General features: G+C 69.5%; 14 protein-coding genes, 1 tRNA gene and 1 pseudogene. 3 read left to right on the top strand and 13 right to left on the bottom strand.

Annotation, left to right across the window (positions count from 1 at the left end):
- Positions 1-16: 16 nt before the first annotated feature.
- Positions 17-394, bottom strand: a complete 378-nt coding sequence (locus P3L51_RS13175) for a WhiB family transcriptional regulator (RefSeq protein WP_354605373.1) — start codon at positions 392-394, stop codon at positions 17-19.
- 409 nt (positions 395-803) lie between these two features.
- On the opposite strand from P3L51_RS13175, the gene P3L51_RS13170 reads away from it, so the two are divergent.
- Entirely contained in the window at positions 804-3,092 is a 2,289-nt protein-coding gene (locus tag P3L51_RS13170) for a transglycosylase domain-containing protein (protein WP_354605352.1), read from the top strand.
- Positions 3,093-3,184: 92 nt separating this feature from the next.
- Here the strand turns inward: P3L51_RS13170 and P3L51_RS13165 are convergent, their stop codons facing one another.
- Positions 3,185-3,652, bottom strand: a complete 468-nt coding sequence (locus P3L51_RS13165) for a GatB/YqeY domain-containing protein (protein ID WP_354605351.1) — start codon at positions 3,650-3,652, stop codon at positions 3,185-3,187.
- A 100-nt stretch (positions 3,653-3,752) separates the two neighbouring features.
- Between P3L51_RS13165 and P3L51_RS13160 the strand changes: the two genes are divergently transcribed.
- Complete coding sequence (locus P3L51_RS13160) at positions 3,753-4,691, top strand: metallophosphoesterase (RefSeq protein ID WP_354605350.1); 939 nt, start codon at positions 3,753-3,755, stop codon at positions 4,689-4,691.
- Between the two features lie 106 nt (positions 4,692-4,797).
- A tRNA-Pro gene (locus tag P3L51_RS13155) sits at positions 4,798-4,871 on the top strand.
- A 66-nt stretch (positions 4,872-4,937) separates the two neighbouring features.
- Here the strand turns inward: P3L51_RS13155 and P3L51_RS13150 are convergent.
- From P3L51_RS13150 to P3L51_RS13100, 11 genes and pseudogenes are all read right to left on the bottom strand, one after another.
- A pseudogene (locus P3L51_RS13150) lies at positions 4,938-5,389 on the bottom strand (tyrosine-type recombinase/integrase); the annotation flags it as partial.
- Between the two features lie 19 nt (positions 5,390-5,408).
- Complete coding sequence (locus P3L51_RS13145) at positions 5,409-5,948, bottom strand: Pycsar system effector family protein (protein ID WP_354605349.1); 540 nt, start codon at positions 5,946-5,948, stop codon at positions 5,409-5,411.
- Between the two features lie 89 nt (positions 5,949-6,037).
- Positions 6,038-7,411: a DUF4407 domain-containing protein gene (locus tag P3L51_RS13140; RefSeq protein WP_354605348.1), complete on the bottom strand. Its 1,374-nt coding sequence runs from the start codon at positions 7,409-7,411 to the stop codon at positions 6,038-6,040.
- A 67-nt stretch (positions 7,412-7,478) separates the two neighbouring features.
- On the bottom strand, positions 7,479-8,552 hold the full coding sequence (locus tag P3L51_RS13135) for an SPFH domain-containing protein (protein WP_354605347.1): 1,074 nt from the start codon (positions 8,550-8,552) through the stop codon (positions 7,479-7,481).
- Positions 8,549-10,825 carry a hypothetical protein gene (locus P3L51_RS13130; RefSeq protein ID WP_354605346.1) on the bottom strand — a complete coding sequence of 759 codons (2,277 nt, stop codon included), beginning with the start codon at positions 10,823-10,825 and terminating at the stop codon, positions 8,549-8,551. Before P3L51_RS13130 ends, P3L51_RS13135 begins: the two co-directional genes overlap by 4 nt.
- Positions 10,818-11,585, bottom strand: coding sequence for a hypothetical protein (locus P3L51_RS13125; RefSeq protein WP_354605345.1), 768 nt, complete (start codon positions 11,583-11,585; stop codon positions 10,818-10,820). The genes P3L51_RS13130 and P3L51_RS13125 overlap by 8 nt, the downstream gene beginning before the upstream one ends.
- A gap of 135 nt (positions 11,586-11,720) precedes the next feature.
- Positions 11,721-12,389, bottom strand: coding sequence for a Crp/Fnr family transcriptional regulator (locus tag P3L51_RS13120; RefSeq protein ID WP_354605344.1), 669 nt, complete (start codon positions 12,387-12,389; stop codon positions 11,721-11,723).
- A 378-nt stretch (positions 12,390-12,767) separates the two neighbouring features.
- Positions 12,768-13,256: a hypothetical protein gene (locus tag P3L51_RS13115; RefSeq protein ID WP_354605343.1), complete on the bottom strand. Its 489-nt coding sequence runs from the start codon at positions 13,254-13,256 to the stop codon at positions 12,768-12,770.
- A 159-nt stretch (positions 13,257-13,415) separates the two neighbouring features.
- The gene (locus tag P3L51_RS13110) at positions 13,416-16,349 is read right to left on the bottom strand and encodes a tetratricopeptide repeat protein (protein ID WP_354605342.1); all 2,934 of its coding nucleotides are present in this window, start codon (positions 16,347-16,349) and stop codon (positions 13,416-13,418) included.
- The gene (locus tag P3L51_RS13105) at positions 16,350-18,284 is read right to left on the bottom strand and encodes an HSP90 family protein (RefSeq protein ID WP_354605341.1); all 1,935 of its coding nucleotides are present in this window, start codon (positions 18,282-18,284) and stop codon (positions 16,350-16,352) included. It abuts the gene before it with no gap.
- A gap of 195 nt (positions 18,285-18,479) precedes the next feature.
- Positions 18,480-19,391: a hypothetical protein gene (locus tag P3L51_RS13100; protein WP_354605340.1), complete on the bottom strand. Its 912-nt coding sequence runs from the start codon at positions 19,389-19,391 to the stop codon at positions 18,480-18,482.
- Between the last annotated feature and the right edge of the window lie 309 nt (positions 19,392-19,700).

Genomic DNA, 19,700 nt, shown 5'->3' with positions numbered 1-19,700 from the left:
GATGCCGTACTGCGGCCTACCCCACCGCCGCCCACGAGTCGTCGATGACGTCGGCGTAGTGGCGTGTGCCATACGTCTCGTCGTCGTCCTCAAGGCCGGCGGGCAGAATGCCCGCGCTGCGCTCGTACTCGGTGCGTGCGGTTTCGAGCAGCCGTCGCCAAGAGGTGACAGTGGGGCGCCTGCGCAGCAATGCGCGTCGCTCCCGCTCGGTCATTCCGCCCCACACGCCGAATTCGACGCGGTTGTCCAGCGCGTCGGCCAGGCACTCCGTCCGCACCGGGCATCCGGTGCACACCGCCTTGGCCCTGTTCTGCGCTGCGCCCTGTACGAACAATTCATCCGGATCGGTAGTGCGGCATGCTGCCTGCGCACTCCAGTCGGTTACCCAGCCCATCCCGGCGCCGTCCTCTCCCGAATCGAGGCTCCCCCACGGCGGAAGCGGCATATTCACCGCTGCCAGTTGAGGACGTTACGGAAGGTGGGCACAGCGCAACAGCCCCTTCGGGCCCAATCTTGGATGGCCCGAACGGACTATGCGTACGCGGCAGATCACCCAGGGGAGTGACCCAGGGACATGCGCGACGAACCCGACAAGTCGGGATGATTCTATTGAGTCACAACGGGCTTCGAATGACGTAAAGGGCGAAATCGGGCGGCACTTGGGAGCGCACTTCCGACGTTTCGCGGTGAGCCAGATGTTCACGTCGAGGACTTGATACGAAACCGCAATGCTGTGACAGTTGAGTGCAGCTTAGGCCAGAGCCTTTATGTGTGTCCGGCGAATGACAACGTAGGCTGCGGCCATGCCAAAAAAGCGCTCGGGCGGCGGTCTGACCGGGACCCAGCAGGCCGCCAAGTTCGTCGGTGTCAGTGTGCTCGCGGGAGCCGTACTGGCGGGAATCGCCTTGCCCGCCTTCGGAGTTCTGGGCCTCGCGGCCAAGGGGACGGTCGAGGGATTCGACGAGATCCCGGCCAATCTCAAGACGCCGCCGCTCAGCCAGCGCACCACGATCCTCGACAAGGACGGCGGCCCCATCGCCACCGTCTACTCGCGCGACCGCACCGTGGTCCCGCTCACCGACATCTCGCCGTACATGCAGAAGGCGATCGTCGCGATCGAGGACTCGCGCTTCTACGAGCACGGGGCGGTCGACCTCAAGGGCGTTCTGCGCGCGGCCAATCGCAACGCGCAGTCGGGCGGGGTCTCCCAGGGCGCGTCGACCCTCACCCAGCAGTACGTGAAGAACGTCTTCGTCGAGGAGGCCGGCGACGACCCCGACAAGGTCGCCCAGGCCACACAGCAGACCATCGGCCGCAAGATCCGCGAGCTCAAGTTCGCGATCCAGGTCGAGGAGGAGCTGGGCAAGAAGAAGATCCTTGAGAACTACTTGAACATCACCTTCTTCGGTCAGCAGGCGTACGGCATCGAGGCCGCCTCGCACCGCTACTTCTCCAAGTCGGCGAAGAACCTGAAGCTGGAGGAGGCGGCGCTGCTGGCGGGCATCGTCCAGTCGCCGAGCCGGTACGACCCGGTGAACGACACGGAGGAGGCGACCAAGCGTCGTAACACCGTGATCCAGCGCATGGCCGACGTGAAGGACATCTCGCAGGCCGAGGCCGACAAGGCGAAGAGCGCCGAGATCAATCTGAAGGTGAGCCGCCCCAAGAACGGCTGCATCACGGCGGTCAAGGGCGCGGGCTTCTTCTGCGACTACGTACGGAAGGTGTTCCTCACCGACCCCTCCTTCGGCAAGACGCAGGAGGACCGGGCCAAGGTCTGGAACCAGGGCGGTCTGACCGTACGGACGACGCTCGACCCGCAGGCCCAGGACTCGGCACAGGAGTCGATCAAGAAGCACGTCTACAAGACGGACCAGGTCGCCACCGCCCTGTCGATCGTCGAGCCGGGTTCCGGCAAGATCCTGGCGATGGGGCAGTCGCGGCCGTACGGCGGCGGCAAGAACGAGACGTACATGAATCTGTCGGTCGACGAGGCCATGGGCGGCGGCGCCGGCTACCAGCCGGGCTCGACCTTCAAGCCCATCGTCGCGGCGGCGGCCCTGGAGCAGGGCATCCAGCCGACCCAGTCGTACCCCTCGCCGTACCAGATGGACTACCCGAGCCCGGTGCAGACCTGCAAGGGTCCGTGGACCGACCAGGGCGTCCCGGTCGAGAACGAGAACGAGACCGAGGTCGGTCCGTACGGGATGAAGGAAGCGACCGCCAAGTCGGTCAACACGTACTACGTACAGCTCATCAGCCAGATCGGCGTCTGCCCGGTGACCGAGCTGGCCCGGAAGATGGGTATCGAGCGGGCCAACGGCAAGCCGATCCAGCAGGTGCCGTCGATCACGCTGGGCACGCAGGAGATGTCGCCGCTGACCATGGCCTCCGGGTACGCGACGTTCGCCAACCGCGGCACGTACTGCACCCCGATCGCCATCTCCTCGATCACCGGTCCCAACGGCAAGGAGATGGACGTCCCGAAGACGACCTGCTCGCGGGCGATGTCGGAGAAGACGGCCGACACCATCAACACCCTGCTGGAGGGCGTGGTCGAGGACGGTACGGGCCAGGAGGCCGGCCTCGGCAGCAGGCCGAGCGCGGGCAAGACCGGTACGACCGACTTCCGGCTCGCCGCGTGGTTCGTGGGCTACACGCCGAACATGGCGGGCGCGGTGTGGGTCGGCGACCCGGCGCACAAGAAGAAGATGGTGGACATCACCATCGGCGGCCAGTACCACGACAAGGTCTTCGGTGGCGCCGTGCCCGGACCGATCTGGCGCGACGCGATGGGCGGTGCGCTGGACGGCAAGGAAGCGCCCGGGTTCAACACCGTCAACATCCCGAATCCGGAGAAGGACAAGGACAAGGGTCGTGATCGCGACCGGCCGGGAGACAACGGCGGGAACGACAACGGTGGCCGCGACAACGGCGGGAACGGCAACGGCGACAACGGTGGGAACGGCGGCGAAGGGGACGGGAACGGCGACGGGAACAACGGCGACCAGGACCCGGGGCAGGGTACGGGGCAGCCGGGTGACCCGGGCGGGGGCGACAACGGGGGCATCACGTTCCCGAACTTCCCGTAGCCCCTTCCCGTAGTCGTAGAACAGAAGAAGAGGGGCTCCCGTCGAATCATCGACGGGAGCCCCTCTTCTCTGCGTACGGGACGTACCGGGCGTCAGCCGGCCGCGAGACTCCGCTTGACGGCGGCGGCGACGCGACCGCCGTCGGCACGGCCCGCGACCTTCGGACCGACGATCTTCATGACGGCGCCCATCGCGCGCGGCCCCTCGGCGCCGGCGGCCTTCGCCTCGCCCACGGCCTGCGCCACGATCGCGCCGAGCTCGTCCTCGGTCAGCTGCTGCGGCAGATACGCGTCGAGCAGCACACCCTCCGCCTTCTCCCGCTCGGCCTGCTCGGCCCGCCCGCCCTGCGCGAAGGCCTCGGCCGCCTCGCGGCGCTTCTTGGCCTCCTTGGCGATCACCTTCTGCACCTCGTCGTCGGAGAGCTCACGCGCCGACTTGCCGGAGACCTCTTCCTTCGAGATCGCGGCGAGGGTCAGCCGGAGGGTGGCGGAGCGCAGCTCGTCGCGTGCCCTGATCGAGGCGATGAGGTCGTCGTGCAGCTTGGACTTGAGCGAGGTCATGTGGACAGTGTGTCAGGTACGGCCCACGGCCCGCCGTTCAGTTTTCCGGGGCCTCCGGGGTGTGCCCGGGAGGGCGGCCCGAGTCTGCGACGATGACACCATGCGCGCACGCTACGGAATCCCCCTGAAAGTCACCGCAGGAATCGCGGCCGTCGGCGCGGCCGGCATCGCCTACGCCGCCGGTTTCGAGGCCCGCTCCTTCCGACTGCGACGGGTCTCCGTACCCGTACTTCCGGAGGGCATGCGCCCGTTGCGCGTCCTCCAGGTCTCGGACATCCACATGGTCTGCGGCCAGCGCAAGAAGCAGCGCTGGCTCCGCTCACTGGCCGGCCTGCGCCCCGACTTCGTGGTGAACACCGGCGACAACCTCTCCGACCCGGAGGGCGTACCGGAGGTGCTCGACGCGCTGGGCCCGCTGATGGAGTTCCCGGGCGTCTACGTCTTCGGCTCCAACGACTACTACGGCCCCGCGCTGCGTAACCCGGCGCGCTACATCTTCGAGAAGGCCCAGGGCAAGCACGGTCTGAACGGCAACGCGCCGGCCGTCAACGTCGTCCACAACCCGTGGGAGCCGATGCGCGACGCCTTCGACGAGGCGGGCTGGGTGGGTCTCACCAACGCCCGCGGGCGGCTCAAGATCGACGGCCACGAGATCGCCTTCACGGGCGTCGACGACCCGCACATCAAGCGCGACCGCTACGCGGAGGTGGCGGGCGGCCCGGAGCAGGACGCGGACCTGTCGATCGGCGTGGTGCACGCGCCGTACCTCCGCATGCTCCAGGCGTTCACGTCGGACGGCTATCCCCTGATCCTGGGCGGCCACACCCACGGCGGCCAGCTGCGCATCCCCTTCTACGGAGCCGTGGTCACCAACTGCGACCTGGACACGGCCCGGGCGCGGGGCCTCTCCACGTACGACGCCGGGGGCCACACCTCGTACCTCCACGTCTCGGCGGGCTGCGGCACGAACCGCTACACCCCGGTCCGCTTCGCCTGCCCCCCGGAGGCCACGCTCCTGACCCTCACCCCCCGCCCCTGAGCCCCGCCACCCGGGCCTGGGGCCCCGCTGCGCGGCACAAAACCGGATTTCGCCTGCGGGCGCCGGTGGGCTAAAGTAATCGATGTCGCAGCGACACGGGCGACATCGGGGTGTAGCGCAGCTTGGCAGCGCGCTTCGTTCGGGACGAAGAGGTCGTGGGTTCAAATCCCGCCACCCCGACAGCCAAAACATGAGGTCAGGTTCTACATCGACAGTAGAGATGTAGAACCTGACCTCTTTGCGTGTCTAACTGCGTGACTGCCGTTCCCGATCTGCTTGAAGATTGCCGTACATGATCACAGCACCGGTCTGGATCACCGGCCGGATCTGCTTGCGGTGGACCTCCTCCGTCACGGCGGTACCGGAGTGCCCGACGAGCCGGGAGATCTCTTCCAGGGGCACACCCCGGTCAGAGAGCAGCGACACGAAGCTGTGGCGGAGCTCCCGAGGGGCCACTCGTCGGCGTTGACGTCCTCGGCGTCCTTGAGCGCCTGGCGGAAGGCTTGCCGAACGTTCGCGGCGTCGAGCGGCTTGCCCACGGTTGACGAGAAGACGAGCGCTTGTTCCTGCGCCGCGCCGACCTCCGCCAGCCGCGCGGCGCAGGGCAGGGCAGGGCAGCAGCGTCCGATCGACGGACAGCAGTGGTGCGAGGGGCCGGTGGATCTCGTTGAACGCGTAAGCGAGCGGATGGCCCGCCATTCTTTAGCCGTTGTGCCGTTAAGTCGACGCTCCCGTCACGATGCCCAGCAGCGCGAACACGAAGAATGCCGTGCCCCAGACCAGTGCGTGCCGTATGCAACGGTATTTGGTCCAGACGATCTGGGACACGGTCGCCAGTTGGCTCAGGTCTCGGGACACGAGGTCGGTGCGGCGGACTATTCGCTCCAATTGGGCGACCGAGGTCGCGAGCCTCGCGTCGCCGAAGTAGTGGGTGCGGGAGAAGCGGGCCTTTCCCAACCGTGGGGTAACGGCCAGACCCAGCAGGACGAGTGCCGGTACGCAAGCGGCGCAGCCCGCCCAGAGGAGGAGCTGCGGGACGACGGCGTACTGCCGTGGGGCGATAACGCCCGTGCCGATCGTGCCGAGCAGTGCGGTCAGGGCCCCGCCCAGGGACGCCAGCATGAGGCCGGCCTTGTTGTCCGCCTTGATGAGCTCCTCACGGGCCTCGGACAGCAGAACCCTGGCGAGTTCCGCGCCGCGGTCGGCTGCGGTGTCGGTATCCGGGTTTCTGCCAGCGTCGTCTCCGGGAGTGGTCATGCTTCCCCTCCGTTCCGTCGGTGCCAGACGGCCGCCCCCGGCGTTGGGGGCGGCCGTGGTGCTGTTTTCCTGGGAAGAAGTCAGGTACTTCAGACCTTCGACGAGCGGCGGATCTCGTCCTCCAGCGAGTTCACCGCCTGCCGGACCCTGATGTTCATCGCCGCTGTGTGTTCCCGGAACGCCGCCTCCGACGATGCGCGGTGACGCCGGACCTCCTGTTCGATCGCGTCTTGGGCGATCTCGAGGTTCGCTATGGCCCGACGCTCGGAGATCCGGACCTCCTCGTCGTGGATCTTGACCGCGCTGTTGCTCGCGCTGGTGAGCATCCGGTCGTACGCAGACTCGCCGCTCAGGTACTTCACCAGCACGGGGAGTACGTCAAGGAGGACGAACAGCAGGCGGACCAGCCAGATGCCTACGAACAGCACCGGGTTTCCGGTCGCGAGTTGATCAAGCGCCCGCATCCGTTCCAGGACACCGATCTCGTTCTGCTTGGCTCGCTCCTCGTCCAGCCGCCGCTCGATGCCGTCGGCCCGGGCCTTGAGGAAGGCGCCGCGTGACACGGTCTGCTCGGCCTCGATCTTCGAGATGTGGCTGTTCATGCGGGCCAGTCGCCGCTCGTTCTCTTCGGTGCGGTGGGTCGTCCGGTAGTCCTGTGCCTTGTCGCGCAGGCGCAGACACTCGGACGTCCGCTGAAGAAGACCGGTGGCGGCTATGCGGATCAGCCGGCGGCACTCGTCCCGTACCTCGGAGTCGATGGTCTCCAGCCTGGTGGTGTCCCGGTCCACCCGCTTCTGCAGGGCGGCGGCGTCCGAGCGCACCGCGCTCAGTTCCTCGGCCCGTTCGCCGGGCGTCTTACCGAAGGAGAGGACGTACCTCCTGTCGCAGCCTCCCGGGGTGGTGGTCTGCGTCGTGGACGGTACGGGGTTGCAGCGGACCAGGTTGGTGCGCAACTGATCGAGTGCGTCGGTACGTTCGTCGGCGACGTGTTCTTCGATGGCCGTCTGGAAGATGCGCAGCACCAAGGGCTCGGCGATCACCATGCCGAGCATCAGTGCGATCAGCAGGCGTGTGAGGAGAGGGCCGACCTGTCGCCGCGTGTTCGGCTGTGGAGTGACCAGCCAGCGATCGAGGTTGAGCACGAACAGCATCCAGATCACCGTCGGCACAAGGGCCACCAGGGAGACCCTGCCGAGCGCCTCGCTCGCGAAGTTCCACATGGAGAACGCCGCGATGACGGAGGTGCCGAGCACCACCCCGCCGAGGGCCGTGTACTTGCTCCGCTCGTACCTGACCCTGCCCAGCAGTTCCTCGTCGACGCCGGTCAGGGCACGCAGCCGTCGTGCGCCGTCGAAGTCGAAGGGACGGCGGGTAGTACGGGCGGGGGAGCCGTCACCGGTGGTGCCGGCAGCACGCCCACCCTCCGTAGTACGGGCGGTGGCCCGGCCGTTACCGGTACGCACAGCTGTGCCATCGCGAGTGCTGTGGTCATCCACCGCGCCGGGGGCTGTCAGGTGGTGTGTCAGGAAGTCATTCAACGAGATCGTCCTCGTCCTTGACGAAACCACCCTGTGGGTCGCGCGAGCCGTTCCGGCCCGTTTCCGTGCGATCGGGGCGCGCCGATCCCGACTCGACCATGCGGGTGGCGCCGGCGGCGGTTCCGACGCCGGGCGCGGCCTGGCCACCAGTCTCCCGCAGAACCTGTTCCAGAACCTGTTGGTAGTCGACGTAGTCGCTGCCACCCATCTGCCGCAGCAGTGTCAGCACCATGTCGCGGCGCATCTGCGCCTCCGCCGTCTCCCGCGCCTGCGTGTGCGCCCGGCCCGACGCCTCGGCCTCGTGACTGCGAGCCGAATCCTTATCGGTGGTCCGATGGATACGGGACGCCGCTTCGGTGACGTCGATCTCCTTCCGGGCGATGCCGAAGGCGTCCACGTGATCGGATCCCTGGGAGAGCAGTTCCGCGATCCGGAGTGCGTCCTGGGTCTCGAAGTCGCGCTGCCCTCGCTGGAGTTCCCAGGAGCGCCGCTCGTCGCGCAGCTTCTGCTCCCAGTTCCGCAGGTCGTCCGACGCGTGGACCTCGGCACTGACGAACTCCACGCTCATACCCGCGACCCGCGGCGGCACGATCGCGCTGTAGGCGGTCATGCGGTGGCTGACCTCGGTCCGTACCGCGTTGACCTCCTCCACACGGTGCCCGGCGCTCACTCTTGGCAGGTCGCCGTCACCCATCAGGTAGGCACGCAACGGGACGGTGACGTCGATGACGCCCTGCCGGGCGATGACAGTCGGGTCGGTCACCTGGCAGGTGAAGGAAGCCCGCACCGTGAAGTTGTCGGCCTCGCTCACCGACGGGAGTGTGCGCTCCACCTCTACGAGGCGTGCCCGGGTGTCGACCAGGCTGACCGAGGAGCCGTCGAGCACGTCGGGGTGGGACGGGTCGAACACCATGCCTTCGGGGAACGGGCGGTAGTTCCCGCCGACCCTGAAGACGTAGACCGCGCCGGTCGGCAACGGCGGCACGTCGTCGCGTCGGCGACGCCGAGACCACCAGGTGCCCTGGACCGTGGCCAGGATGTGCTCGGCGATGACCGGGTAGTTCACTTGCTTCGGCCTCCTTGGACAGAAGTGAAGGGAGGGGTGGGTATGAGGGGCGCGGCGGAACGCCGGGAGTCCACCGGCGGTAGGCCGCGCAGTGATCCGAGGAGCACCTGCGCCAGTTGGCGGGCACCGGGGATCGCGTAGTCGGGGTGCTTCAGGGCGATGGACAGATGGCGGCACAGCGCGGCCCATTGACGCCGGCTCATGGCGTTGCGCATGGCCTCGCCGAGTTCGTGTACGGCGCCGGTGACGGACGGGTCGTCCCGCAGCTGCACCAGCGTCCGGCACAGGGCGCTGACGGCCCGGCTCCGGTTGCCGCTGTGCAGGACGTCCGCCCAAAGGGACCCGAGATGGCGGGCGCTGTCCGGGACAGTACGCAGGAGTGCCGCAGTGACGGGGTCTGATGTCTCCAGCCGAGCGGCCTCCAGGAGCTGAACAGCGGTCCGCAGCGCGATCGAGCGCTCCCGAGACCCCGGCGCCGCCTTGGCGATCACGGTCCGTACGTACCGGAGGATGAACAGCGCGCTTTCCGGGTCCTGTTCGGCGGTCTGCAGCAACAGGACCAGCGAACGGTGCGCCGAGAACGCGATGCGCTCGCCGCGCTGCGTCAGGAACCAGAGCCAGTTGAGTGCCTCCAGGCGATAGAGGTAGCCAAGGCGGCCCGTCAGCGCCATGGCCGCCGTCACGGCTCGGCCGGGCCCGTTGTTGTCCGTCCAGCTCAGGGCTATATGCAGGGCCTGCGGCGCGAGATGCTCGACGTCGCACATGAACTGCAGTGTCAGCGCGGCGGTCACCCGCTGGCTGGTAACCCCCTCGGACCACACCTTCAACATGTTCTCGTCCACCTCAACGAGCGCGTGCCGGGCCAGGAGCGCGACACCGCGGGCCACCTCCGTACGGGTGTCCAGGTCGCCCAGCAGGGCCAGTTCGCCCAGCCATTGGCGCAGCGGGTACCAGAGCTCGTAGCCGTACAGGTCGTACAGCTGCGCCATGACGAACTCGCGGATACGGGGCTCGGCGAAGACCAAGCGGCGCTCGCTGCGCCCGGCGTTCCGGCCCGGTTCGGGTCGGTGCTCGATCGTCACGAGCGCCGCCGCCCACTCCTTCCACCGGGCCCGGGACTGCTGAGCCACCGCACCGAGCACCGCCGTCCTGGGCTCGTCGTCAAGCTCCGCGACTGGCGTCCCGCCGCTCTGCTCCCAATTGCGCACGTGGGCGGCGAGAGCGGCGCATTCCTTCTCGAGCGTCCGTTCCGGGATGCCCTCCAGAAAGGCCAGGGCCGCGAGGGGGACCAGAAATTCCGCGGACGGCTTCTCGCTGAACAACTCCTGGACCAGTTCCTGGCATCGGTCCCCGAGGGCTGCCAGAGCCTTCTCCGCGCCCTCCTGAGACAGGACCATGGCAGCGGCGACGACGTCCGCGGGCCTCCGCTGTTCGCCGACCCGCTCACGTAGCTCCTGTTCGGTGTCCGGCGCGAGAGCGGTGTGCGGCAGCAACTCCATGCAGCGTTCGAACAGTTCGACGGGGTCCGGTGCCCGCCACGTCACACAGTGGTCCCGCAGCGCCAGCCGCCGACTGGTTGTGACGCCCGCCGTGATCACCAGGAACGACCCCTTGCGGCGCAGTTCCTCGCTCAGCCGCCCGATCGAGTAGGCCTGCACGGCCTCGACATTCAGCTCGCCGACGTAGTCGAGGATGACGTACCCCTGCCCCGGCTTGAGGTCCCGTGACGCGGCCAGCTCGGCGAGGGCGTTGGCGGGCGACAGGCTACGCAGCCTGGCCTCCTCGCCCAAGATCTCCCTGAGCAGGGCGAGGGAACCTGCGCCCCGACCGCAGTTGTCCTGACCGGTCAGCACTACGAGAGCGTTCTCGCGCAGTTTGCCGAGCGCCTCGTCGAAACAGGGCTGCGGCGGGACGTAGAACCGCAGGGCGCGGTGTGTCTCCTCGGGCTCGATGGTGCCGGGGGCGAGGCCGGGGGACGATACGGCGCCGAACCCGAACGCCGCTCCGGAGGCGTCGACGACGCCGTGGAAGTTGTTGTTGACGAGCTGGTGGACTCGGCGGAGATCGTCGTAGCCCCGGTCGTCCTCCTCGCGTTCGTCCGACTCCTGACGCCGCTCAGGAGCCACATCCGGTCCGGCATCCGGTCCGAGGGCGTCCTGACCAGCTTCCGGCGCATCACCGATGTCGTCCGGTGCGGGCGGCGCGATGTCCTCGTCAGGAGCGGGTACGGGAGGTACGGCCGACCCGTCGGCCGGGTCCGGTTCGTCAGCCACTGGCGCTCCCGAAGCCGAAGACCGCGCCCCGGGCGTCCATGGAACCGGCGATATTGTTGACGTTGATCTTGTCTGCCCGGTACTCATTGCTGATCCCCGTACCGCCGGCTCCGCCCGCGGCGGCGGGTCCGGTCCGGACGGCCGCGGGCTCTCCCGACGCCTGCTCCGCGGAACCTCCCGTCTCCACGCTCCTGGGCGTGCGCGAGGCAGCGGCCGATACACCGAGCGTGGGCACGCGCAGCCAGGCCGTCGCCTCATACTCCTTGACCCGAACGGTGACACGGCTGAAGTCCTCGGGTGCCAGAGTCGTGTGACGGCCCGCCACCGTGGACCGGAAGACATCGTCGGACAACAGCAGCACCAAGTCGGCCTCGGGGTGCGATGCCAGGGCGTCGTAGAGGGGATCCGCGTTCAGCAGGCGCGCCGTGGCCACTACGGCTGTGCCGGCGAAGCCGTTGTCGGCCAGCTCCACCAATCCCTGGTGAATGACGGCGCGCAGCCGCATGCGGGCCTCGGGAACCCGCTGCGCGTTGTACTCGCGCAGCTCGGCAACAAGATGGCGGACGTAGTCGTCGACCAGACGCGGTTCCTTGCCGTCGACGGGGCGCACCGCCAACTGCTCGTCGCCTTTGCGCTGGATCTGCCACTGCGCGCGGTCCAGGCCGGCACCCCTGGCAGCGCGGTCGAGAAGCCGCGGCAGGTCGTGCTGGATTTCGGACTGCCTACGGTCGTTGTTGCTTCCGTAGGACTGTGCATCCACGGCTATGCAGGTGCAGGGATAGAAGTCAGGCCACGCAGCCACCCGATCATTTCCTCTCTGGGCAGGCGATGGGCAGAAAATGCCCACGAAGTGCTGCCCGAGAGGCTAGGAGAGAGTGAGCGAAGTGATCCCGTATCAGTACGGGTTGTCAGCCACGACTTTGGCGAATTCGAGCAACTTCGGAACATCACAGATGGTTATGTTTCGGTAACTGCGTTCCACCAGTCCCTGAGCTGTCAGCACGGCCAGGCTCTTTTCGGCCGTGTTGAGCTTCAGGCCGGCCAGCGAAGCGAGTTCTTTCTGCGTCAGCGTCACACCGAGATCGCACCGCTTGCCGCCGCTGTCCGGCTCGGGCTGGGCGTATGCCTGGCACAACTCGGCAAGAACCCTCGCCAGCCGAGTCAGCGAGTCGTACGCCTGGAAGTCGATCCGACGCTGGTTGGCCCAGCGCAGCCGGGCGCACAACATATGAAGGACGGCCCGCATGGCGTCCGGGTGGCGGGAGAGGAAGGTCTCCAGCGCCCGTACCTGAATGATTCGCGCGCTCACGTCACTGCACGCGACCACCGTGCCGGACCTGGGGCGTTCCTCGAAGGCCGCCATCTCACCCACCAGGTCACCTGCTACGCGGACGGCGAGCAGCATGTCGTAACCGCTCTCAGCACTGGCGACGACCTTCACGACACCGCTCGTGATCAACAGGACATGGCGGCTCTCGTCGCCCTGCTGGAGCAGGGCGCGATGGGGCGGATAGGTCATCGGCGTTCCCTGCCCCAGGAGCTCTTCTCGCGTCGTGTCCAGCAACCGGCCGAGGAATGTGGATGGTGGCCACGAGTGATTCACCGGCACTCCCCACGATCTCAGTCCGCGGCGCAACGCGCCGTTCAAGCTTGACATGCTGCCGTCGAGCCGAGTGTCGGCAAACAGGCACGGCGGGATTGGCCTGTTTCCTTACTTCTCGGCGAAAATTGACCGGACACACGTTCTTCACAAGAACAGCTGATCTAATCGCTGATGTCTGCCGTGGGCAGGGGCAAGAATTCCTCGGGGAGTGAGCGGCCCAGGGGCGCGGAACCGGTCATCGAGGCAGTGGGAAGGCCACGTGCCGGAGCCGCTGGCGGCCGAGCAGTTCGAGAGCGTCTGGGGCGCCGCGCGAGCTCGGCTCGTATGAGGGGCGGTTCATCAGCCCCTGCGGGCTGCTCCCTCCGGCCACACCACGTCCACGGGGATTCCGGCGTCGCGCGCCTCAAGGACCACGTCGGCGGTGCCGCCGCCCTTGCCGGTGGGCGGCTCGCCGTTCCATACGGCGACCAGGCGGTCGGCACGTGCCAGGAGTACGGCGTTCGCGGCCTCGTACGCCTGGCGGTCGGCCGTCTCGTGCGGCAGTACGAGGACCTCTTCCGCCGCCTCGACGAGGCGGTCGAACAGGGGCGCGCAGGCAGGTCGCACCACGTTCTGACGGTAGTCCTGGGCGGGGATGATGACGGCGAGGCGCCCGCCGGCCGCCAGGATCGCCTCCGCGAACAGGGAGTCGGCTCCCTCTGCGACGCAGGACAGGCCGACGAGTGCGCCGTCTGCGTACTGCCTGAGCAGGTCGTCCAGCGCGGTACGGATCAGGGGAACACCGGCCTCGGTCAGATCCAGGTGTCCGGTCACGGCGATGGTCGTCACCGTTTCTCTCCTCTGCTGTCGGCTCCCGCACGGCCGGTTCGCCGCGGATGTTCGTCCGGCCTGCCGCTCGCGGAGTCCGGCGCCGCCCCGTCGTGACCATCATCCCCCGGGGGCGGGGGCGGGCGCCGTGGAATAGCCCCCCGCCCCCGCCGATCGCGGTCAGTCCGGGCGGTGGGTCGCGAGGTCGGTGCGGAGGGTGGACAGGATCTTCGCCGCGTGGTGGAGGCCCGCCGTCTCGCAGCGGGTGGTCGCCGCTTCGAGTCTGGTCATCGCCGCCTGGGGGGAGTTCAGGCCGTTCGCCTCGATCAGGGCGGCGACGCGGGTCGCCTCGGCGCGGGGGGTCTCGCCCTGCTCGCCGCCTTCGTCGTAGGCGGCGATGGCGCGCTCCATCTCGGCCAGGGCCTCGGTGAAGCGCTCGGCCGCGGCGAGTGCGCGGCCGCGCTGGTAGGAGGTGGCTCCGGTCTCGTACCAGTGGGCGAAGTCCTCGGCGTCCTTCGCGACGGCGGCGCGGATCCGGTCCGCCTCGGCGAGGTGGCCGAGGGCCGCCTCGATGCCGTCGGATCCTTCGGATGCCATCGTGAGTGCCGCGAACTCGCGGGTCATCTCGGCGATCAGGCCCGCCTGTCCGACGTCGGCCGCCTCACGGTGGGCGAGCAGGGCGCGTTCGTACGCCGCGTGGGCGGCGTCCCAGCGGTCCGCCCGTGCCAGGGCGACGGCGGATTCGGCGGTGACCAGCCTGTGCGTGACCTGGTCGTCCCAGGCCGCGACCGCCTCCGTCAGCCGTACGAACTGCTCGGCGGACGCCTGGTGTTCCTCCAACTCCCGCAGCCCGCGCGCCAGGTTGAGCCGGATCTGGGCGAGGAGCCGCTCGTCGAGCGACGCCGGGGCGTCGTCCAGGACCAGGGATTCCAGGACCGCTACGGCGTCGGCCTCCTGCCCGGACCGGCCCAGGGCGTCGGCGAGTTGGAGCCGGGCCTCCGCCGCCGCGTTGTCGTCGCCGTCCCTGTCGAACCGTGCCGCCGCCTCGGACAGGTGCCGGACCGCGCCGGGCAGGTCGCCGGCGTGCGAGGAGGCATGGCCCAGCAGCAGGTAGCCGAACGCGACGGGGAACGACGTGTCGTCGAACCGGGCGGCGCCGGCCATCGCCCGTCGTACGAACGACATCGCCTCTTCGGGCTTGTCCTGCTGGAGCAGGATCTGCCCCAACTGGGCCTCCAGCCGTGGTGCCCGCCAGGGTCTGCCGCTCGACTCAACGGCGTCCAGGGCGGTCCGCAGCTCCGCGACCGCCTCGTCCGGTCTGCCGCCGCGGGCCGCGAGGTCGGCGGTGTATCTGCGTACGCTGACGGCCAGGTGCGGAATCTCGAACCGGGCCGCCTCGGACAGCGCGGCGCCCACCGCGGCGTCGAACCTCGCACGCGTCGGCGCGGAGATGTCGGGCAGTTCCGCCGACGCCTCCGCGTGGGCGGCGAAGGCCCGGCACTGGAGCACCGTCAGGTATTTCGCCGGGGCATCGGCCTCGTGCCCGGTCTCCGTCGTCAGCCGTTCCTTCGTCAGCAGTTCCTTCGCTTCGCGCAGCAGCTCGTCCAGCACCGACCACTGCGGGAAGTCGCCGCTCTCCTCCGCCGAACGCCACTCGAACGACCGGACGCGGGCCCGCGCCGCCAGCGCGTACCACGGCAGGCCGGCCTCCCGCTCGAAGATCTCGGCCGCTTCGGCCATGGCGGCGTTGGCCTCCGCCCACCGCTCCTTCTCGTACGCGGCGAACCCACGCTGCTCGGCCAGTTCGGCCCGCAGCCGGGCCTCCGCGCCCAGCTCGGGATCGTGTACGTGGCCGTCGGCGGCCACGCGTTCGGCGATCCGCTCCCACAGCGGGGTGTCGCCCGGGTGGCCGTCGGCCGCCATCTCGCGGGCCCGGGTCACCAGCGCCACGAAGTCGTCCGGTATCTCCCGCGAGGAGACCGGCGCGGCGGCGGCGGTCGCCGGCGCGGTCGTGGTCGTCCGCAGCCCCAGCGGCAGCGGCTCGGCCAGCAGCGCCGGCCGCGCCAGCCGCTCCCGCCGCCGGTCGCCGACCGCCGTGGTCCCGTTCCGCGCGTCGAATGCCGCCACCAGCGCGTCCGCCTCACCGCCCACGTGGGCCAGCAGGCTCTCCGCCGTCCAACCGCGCCCGAGCGGCCCGGCGACGGTCGTCGTGGCGTACCCGTCCGCGACCAGGCGCGTCAGCAGCACCCCCACGCCCGTGAGGAAACCGAGCAGGGAGAGCGGGGCGCCGGTGGTCTCGAAGAGGGCCCGGTTCTCCGCGAGGATCTCCAGCCCCCGGCCCTCGTTGCGGGACAGCGCGCTGAACTCGATGTGCAGGCCCACCTCTTCGGCCATGCCCGCCTTGCCCCGGGCGAACCGGTAGCCGGTCAGGTGGTGCGAGCGCGCCTCGTCGACGCGGCCCAGGCGCAGCAGCGGCAACAGGGCGTGCGCCTGGCTGACGTACGGCTCCTCCGCGCACGTCTGCCCGCCGTCGAAGACCGGCTGCCAGATGTCCAGCGCACGCCGCTCGTCGCCGGTACGCACGTGGTGCAGCGCCCGGTGCCGCGTCTCGCACGCCTCGCAGTCGCTCATCCGCTCGCGGGGCCGGGTCACCCACAGGTCGTACGCCGAACGGCCGGATCCGATGTGCGCGGCGATCCGGTGGCGCATGGCGGCCACCGGCTGCATCCCGTGTCCGGCCTCGCGGTAGCGCTCGCGCATCTGGTCCGTCCACCCGCGGATCGCGGCCAGCGGGACGTCGGGCACCTGGAGCAGCGATGTCGTCACCCACTTGAAGCGCCAGAGGACCTGATTCGCCTCCCACTCGCTGAACGCGTCGGGCTTGTCGTCCTTCAGCCTCAGGACGCGCGCGAAGACGACCGGTGCCTTGCGGTGCTCACCGGAGTACTCGTACGCGGACATCAGCTCCAGCAGCGCCGTCACGAGGAGGTCGGCCTCCTCGAACTGCTCTGCCGCGTCGACCAGTTCCTCCGCCGTCACGGTGCGGTGCAGTCCGTACGGGCGGTCGTTGTTCTCGCGCAGCGCGTCGAGAACGGCCTCCGGGGTCTCCAGCATCTACTGCTCCTTCCGGGGCTCGGGCGCGGGGCCCTGGCCGGGAGTGGTGTTCTGGCCGGGGGTGTTCTGGCCGGGCGCGGCGCCCTGGTCGTGCATGGCGTGGGTGAGCAGGCCGATGAAGGCCCGGTTGAGCAGCGCGCTCTCCGCCGCCCGGAGCGGGCGGCGGGTCATCAGGAGGGCCTGCCCGTACAGCGCCTCGACAGCGGTGACGGCCAGTCCGCGCTCGGCGATCGTCGCGGCGCGGCGTACGAGCGGGTTGAGGTGGTTGAGGACCAGCTGGGCGCGGGGTGTCTCGGCCCGTAGCGAGCCGAGGATCTCGGCCCACAGCCCGTCGCTCCCCTCGGCGAGGCCGGCCCGGGTGCGCTCGTGGCGGGCCTCGCGGTTGTCCAGCAGCAGGGCGGGGGCCGTCACGGGGTGGAAGCTGCGCAGGACGACGTCGCAGTCGTACGCGCCGATCACCTCACGCGCGATGGTGAGGAACGCCGCCGCGGCCAACTCGGCGGACGGGTCGACCGAGTCCAGGTGCGCGGTGACGGTCGCGGGGTCCAGGTCGGTGACGACGGTGCCGGGCCGGATCTCGGGGAGGCGGTGCACCAGGTCCCGGTCGTAGGTGTAACCGCCGTTGACGACGCCCAGGCCCGCCGCCGCCGCGATGGGCGCCACCTGCCGGAACTCCTCGACGCTGCGGGTGACCAGGATCGTGGGGTGGGCGCGGGCGAACTCCTCCAGCGTGACGTTGCCGTCGGTGGTCTCGAACGGCAGCCAGGGCAGCAGCATCCGCAGCAGCTCGTCGTCGTAGCGGGCCAGGGCCTTGACGGCGAGGTGGTGGGTGTCGATGAACCGGTGCAGGAGGGTGGGGTCGCTGGCGGCCAGCCCGGTGAGCCAGTCGCGGATACGGGCGCCGAGCGCGTCCCGGATGGCGGCCAGCGTCTCGTCCTCGTACAGCGCCTCGCGGGAGGCCGTCGGCCGCAGGCTGGTGGCGTCCACGACGCAGCGGACGAAGAACGCCCACTCCGGCAGCAGTTCGGTCGCGCGGTCGGAGAGCAGCATGCCCTTGAGGTGTACGCGATGGCCCGCGCGCTCGGAGGGGCTGACGGCCGTGGGCAGTACGTACGCGACACCGCGCAGACCCGCTGCCGGGAGGTCGAGGTCGATGGTGTCGAGCGGGACGAAGCCGAAGGTCGTACGGCAGTGCTCGGCCAGCGCGTCGCGGCGGGCGAGCGGGGATCCGTGCCGGCGTTCCCAGGGGGGTGTGTCGTTGATCCGGTCCTGGCCGCCACCGGGGTCGACGACGGTGACCCCGTACGGCAGCAGGCCGCCGTAATGCCGTGCCAGCGCCGTCACTTGGTCGGGGCGGGTCCACTCGGTGCCGTCCGCGCGGGGGGTCAGCCGTACGGTGGTGCCGGGCTCCGGGTGCTCGTGGGACGGCAGGGTACGGATGGTGTACCGGCCGTCCGAGTGGCCGCGCCACTCCACGACCGGGGCGTCGGGGTGGGCGGCGGACCGGCTGACGACGGTGATCTCGTCGGCGACGACGAAGCAGGCCAGCAGCCCGATCCCGAACTGGCCGATGAAGTCCCCGCGCGCGGCTTCGAGTTCGCCTTCGGCGGCGCGCTTGGAGCTGCGGCCGATGGTGGCCAGGAAGGTGTGCACGTCGGCCTCGGACAGCCCGATGCCGGTGTCGGTCACGGTGAGGGTGTCGCCGGTGCGGACCGTGATGGTGGCGGGGGTGTCGGGGAAGCGGGCCTGGCGGGCGGTGATCGCGTCGGTGGCGTTCTGGAGCAGCTCGCGGAGGTAGACGCGGGGGCTGGAGTAGAGGTGGTGGGACAACAGGTCCACCAGGCCGCGTAGATCGACCTGGAAGGTGTGGGACGTGTGGGATGTGTGAGGTGTGCGGGGCGTGTCGGACGTGTGCGACGTCTCGGAACTGGGCACCTGGGAGGCTTCCTTGGCGAGGGTTGAAGGTCGGGAGGAGGGTGGCCGGGGCGGCTGGCGCGGTGGGCCGCGCAGCGGCAGGTTCAGCGGCGGGTCGGGTGGCCGGGATCGAGCGGGTGGAGCGGGTCGAGCGGCCGGGCGGGCTCAGTGGTCGGCCGGGATCATCGACCGACCGGGCTCAGTGGTCGGCCGGGCTCAACGGCCGCCCTTGTCGCGCCACTTGCCGAAAGCCTTCGCCGCGTCGTTGCTGATGTACTGCCAGGGGAAATCCGTCACACGCCCCTCAAGGGCGTTGAAGAGTTCCGCCGCCGCCTTCTTCTCACCGGCCAGCGAGAAGGCCATGGCGAAGGTGTTGAACGTGGGGATCCAGTCGCGCGGGCGCTCGTAGGCGGGGTGCCGTACGGAGCGGTCGGCGGCTTCGTGCAGTTCCGCGACGACATCGGAGCGACGGATGTACGCCGTGTCCTCGCCCGCGTCGAGGTCGAGCCAGTGCTCCAGGTGCGCGAGGGCGACGAGTTCACCGAGGGAACTGCCTTCGGGGCCCTTCAGCATCGACGTACGGGCGAAGCCGTGCATCTCCTCGTGCGAACCGCTCCACTTGGCGCACACCTGCTGCAACTGCTGCTGGTGGGCGCCCATGTGCGCGGGGCAGCGGCTGACCGCCGCCTCGAAACGGAGCCGGGCGGCCTCCTGTCCGACCTGGAGCCCGCGCCCGGCCATCTGGAGGAAATACCACGGCGCGACCCAGTCCGGCTCGCGCTCCGCCACCTCGTACAACTCCTCCTCGGCGACGCGCAACCGCTCGTGGAAGGTCTTGAACTGCTCCCGCGAGACGTGATTCGCCCGCAACCCGGTCCGCGCCTCCCACGCCCAACTGACCCTGCGGGCACCGGATACGAGCAACGCGAGTGCCGACTCGGGCTCCGCCGCGATCACCACCGGGATCCATTCCTCGATCCCCTCGACGTCCACGACCCGCCCCAACAGCCAGGTGCGCTCCTGGCCGTCGGGTATCCCGGCCAACTGCTCCCGCAACGCGGGCCAGTCGCGCCTCGCGGCAGCGGCACGCAGCCGCGCCAGGTCCGGATCCCAGCTGTCCGCGTCCACACGCGGCGCGGGTCTGGTAAAACGCCCGAACAAGCCCATGACGGCCCCCCTCATGCCTGATACGTCGCGCCCCCCTGGGCAACGGCCGCAGATCAATTTCCCCTGGGAAGTGATTATCACGTCCCACTGACAGAGCACCACGAACTATCCGGTCCCGGGGTGCGAGGCACGAACCACCCGTCCGGGGACGTTGCGTCAGGTCGTCGCGCTGTCCACGGCCCGCAGGATCGCCGCCCAGGGGAGTTCGCGGGACGGTGGGTCGGCGCTGGGTTCGTGGAGGGGCCAGACCTCGGGGCCCTGGATCAGGTG

Origin of the sequence: Streptomyces panacea, from assembly GCF_040560175.1 — a bacterium.
In the GTDB taxonomy this organism is placed as follows: Bacteria; Actinomycetota; Actinomycetes; order Streptomycetales; family Streptomycetaceae; genus Streptomyces; species Streptomyces panacea.
This window is presented reverse-complemented; position numbering and strand designations above follow the sequence as displayed.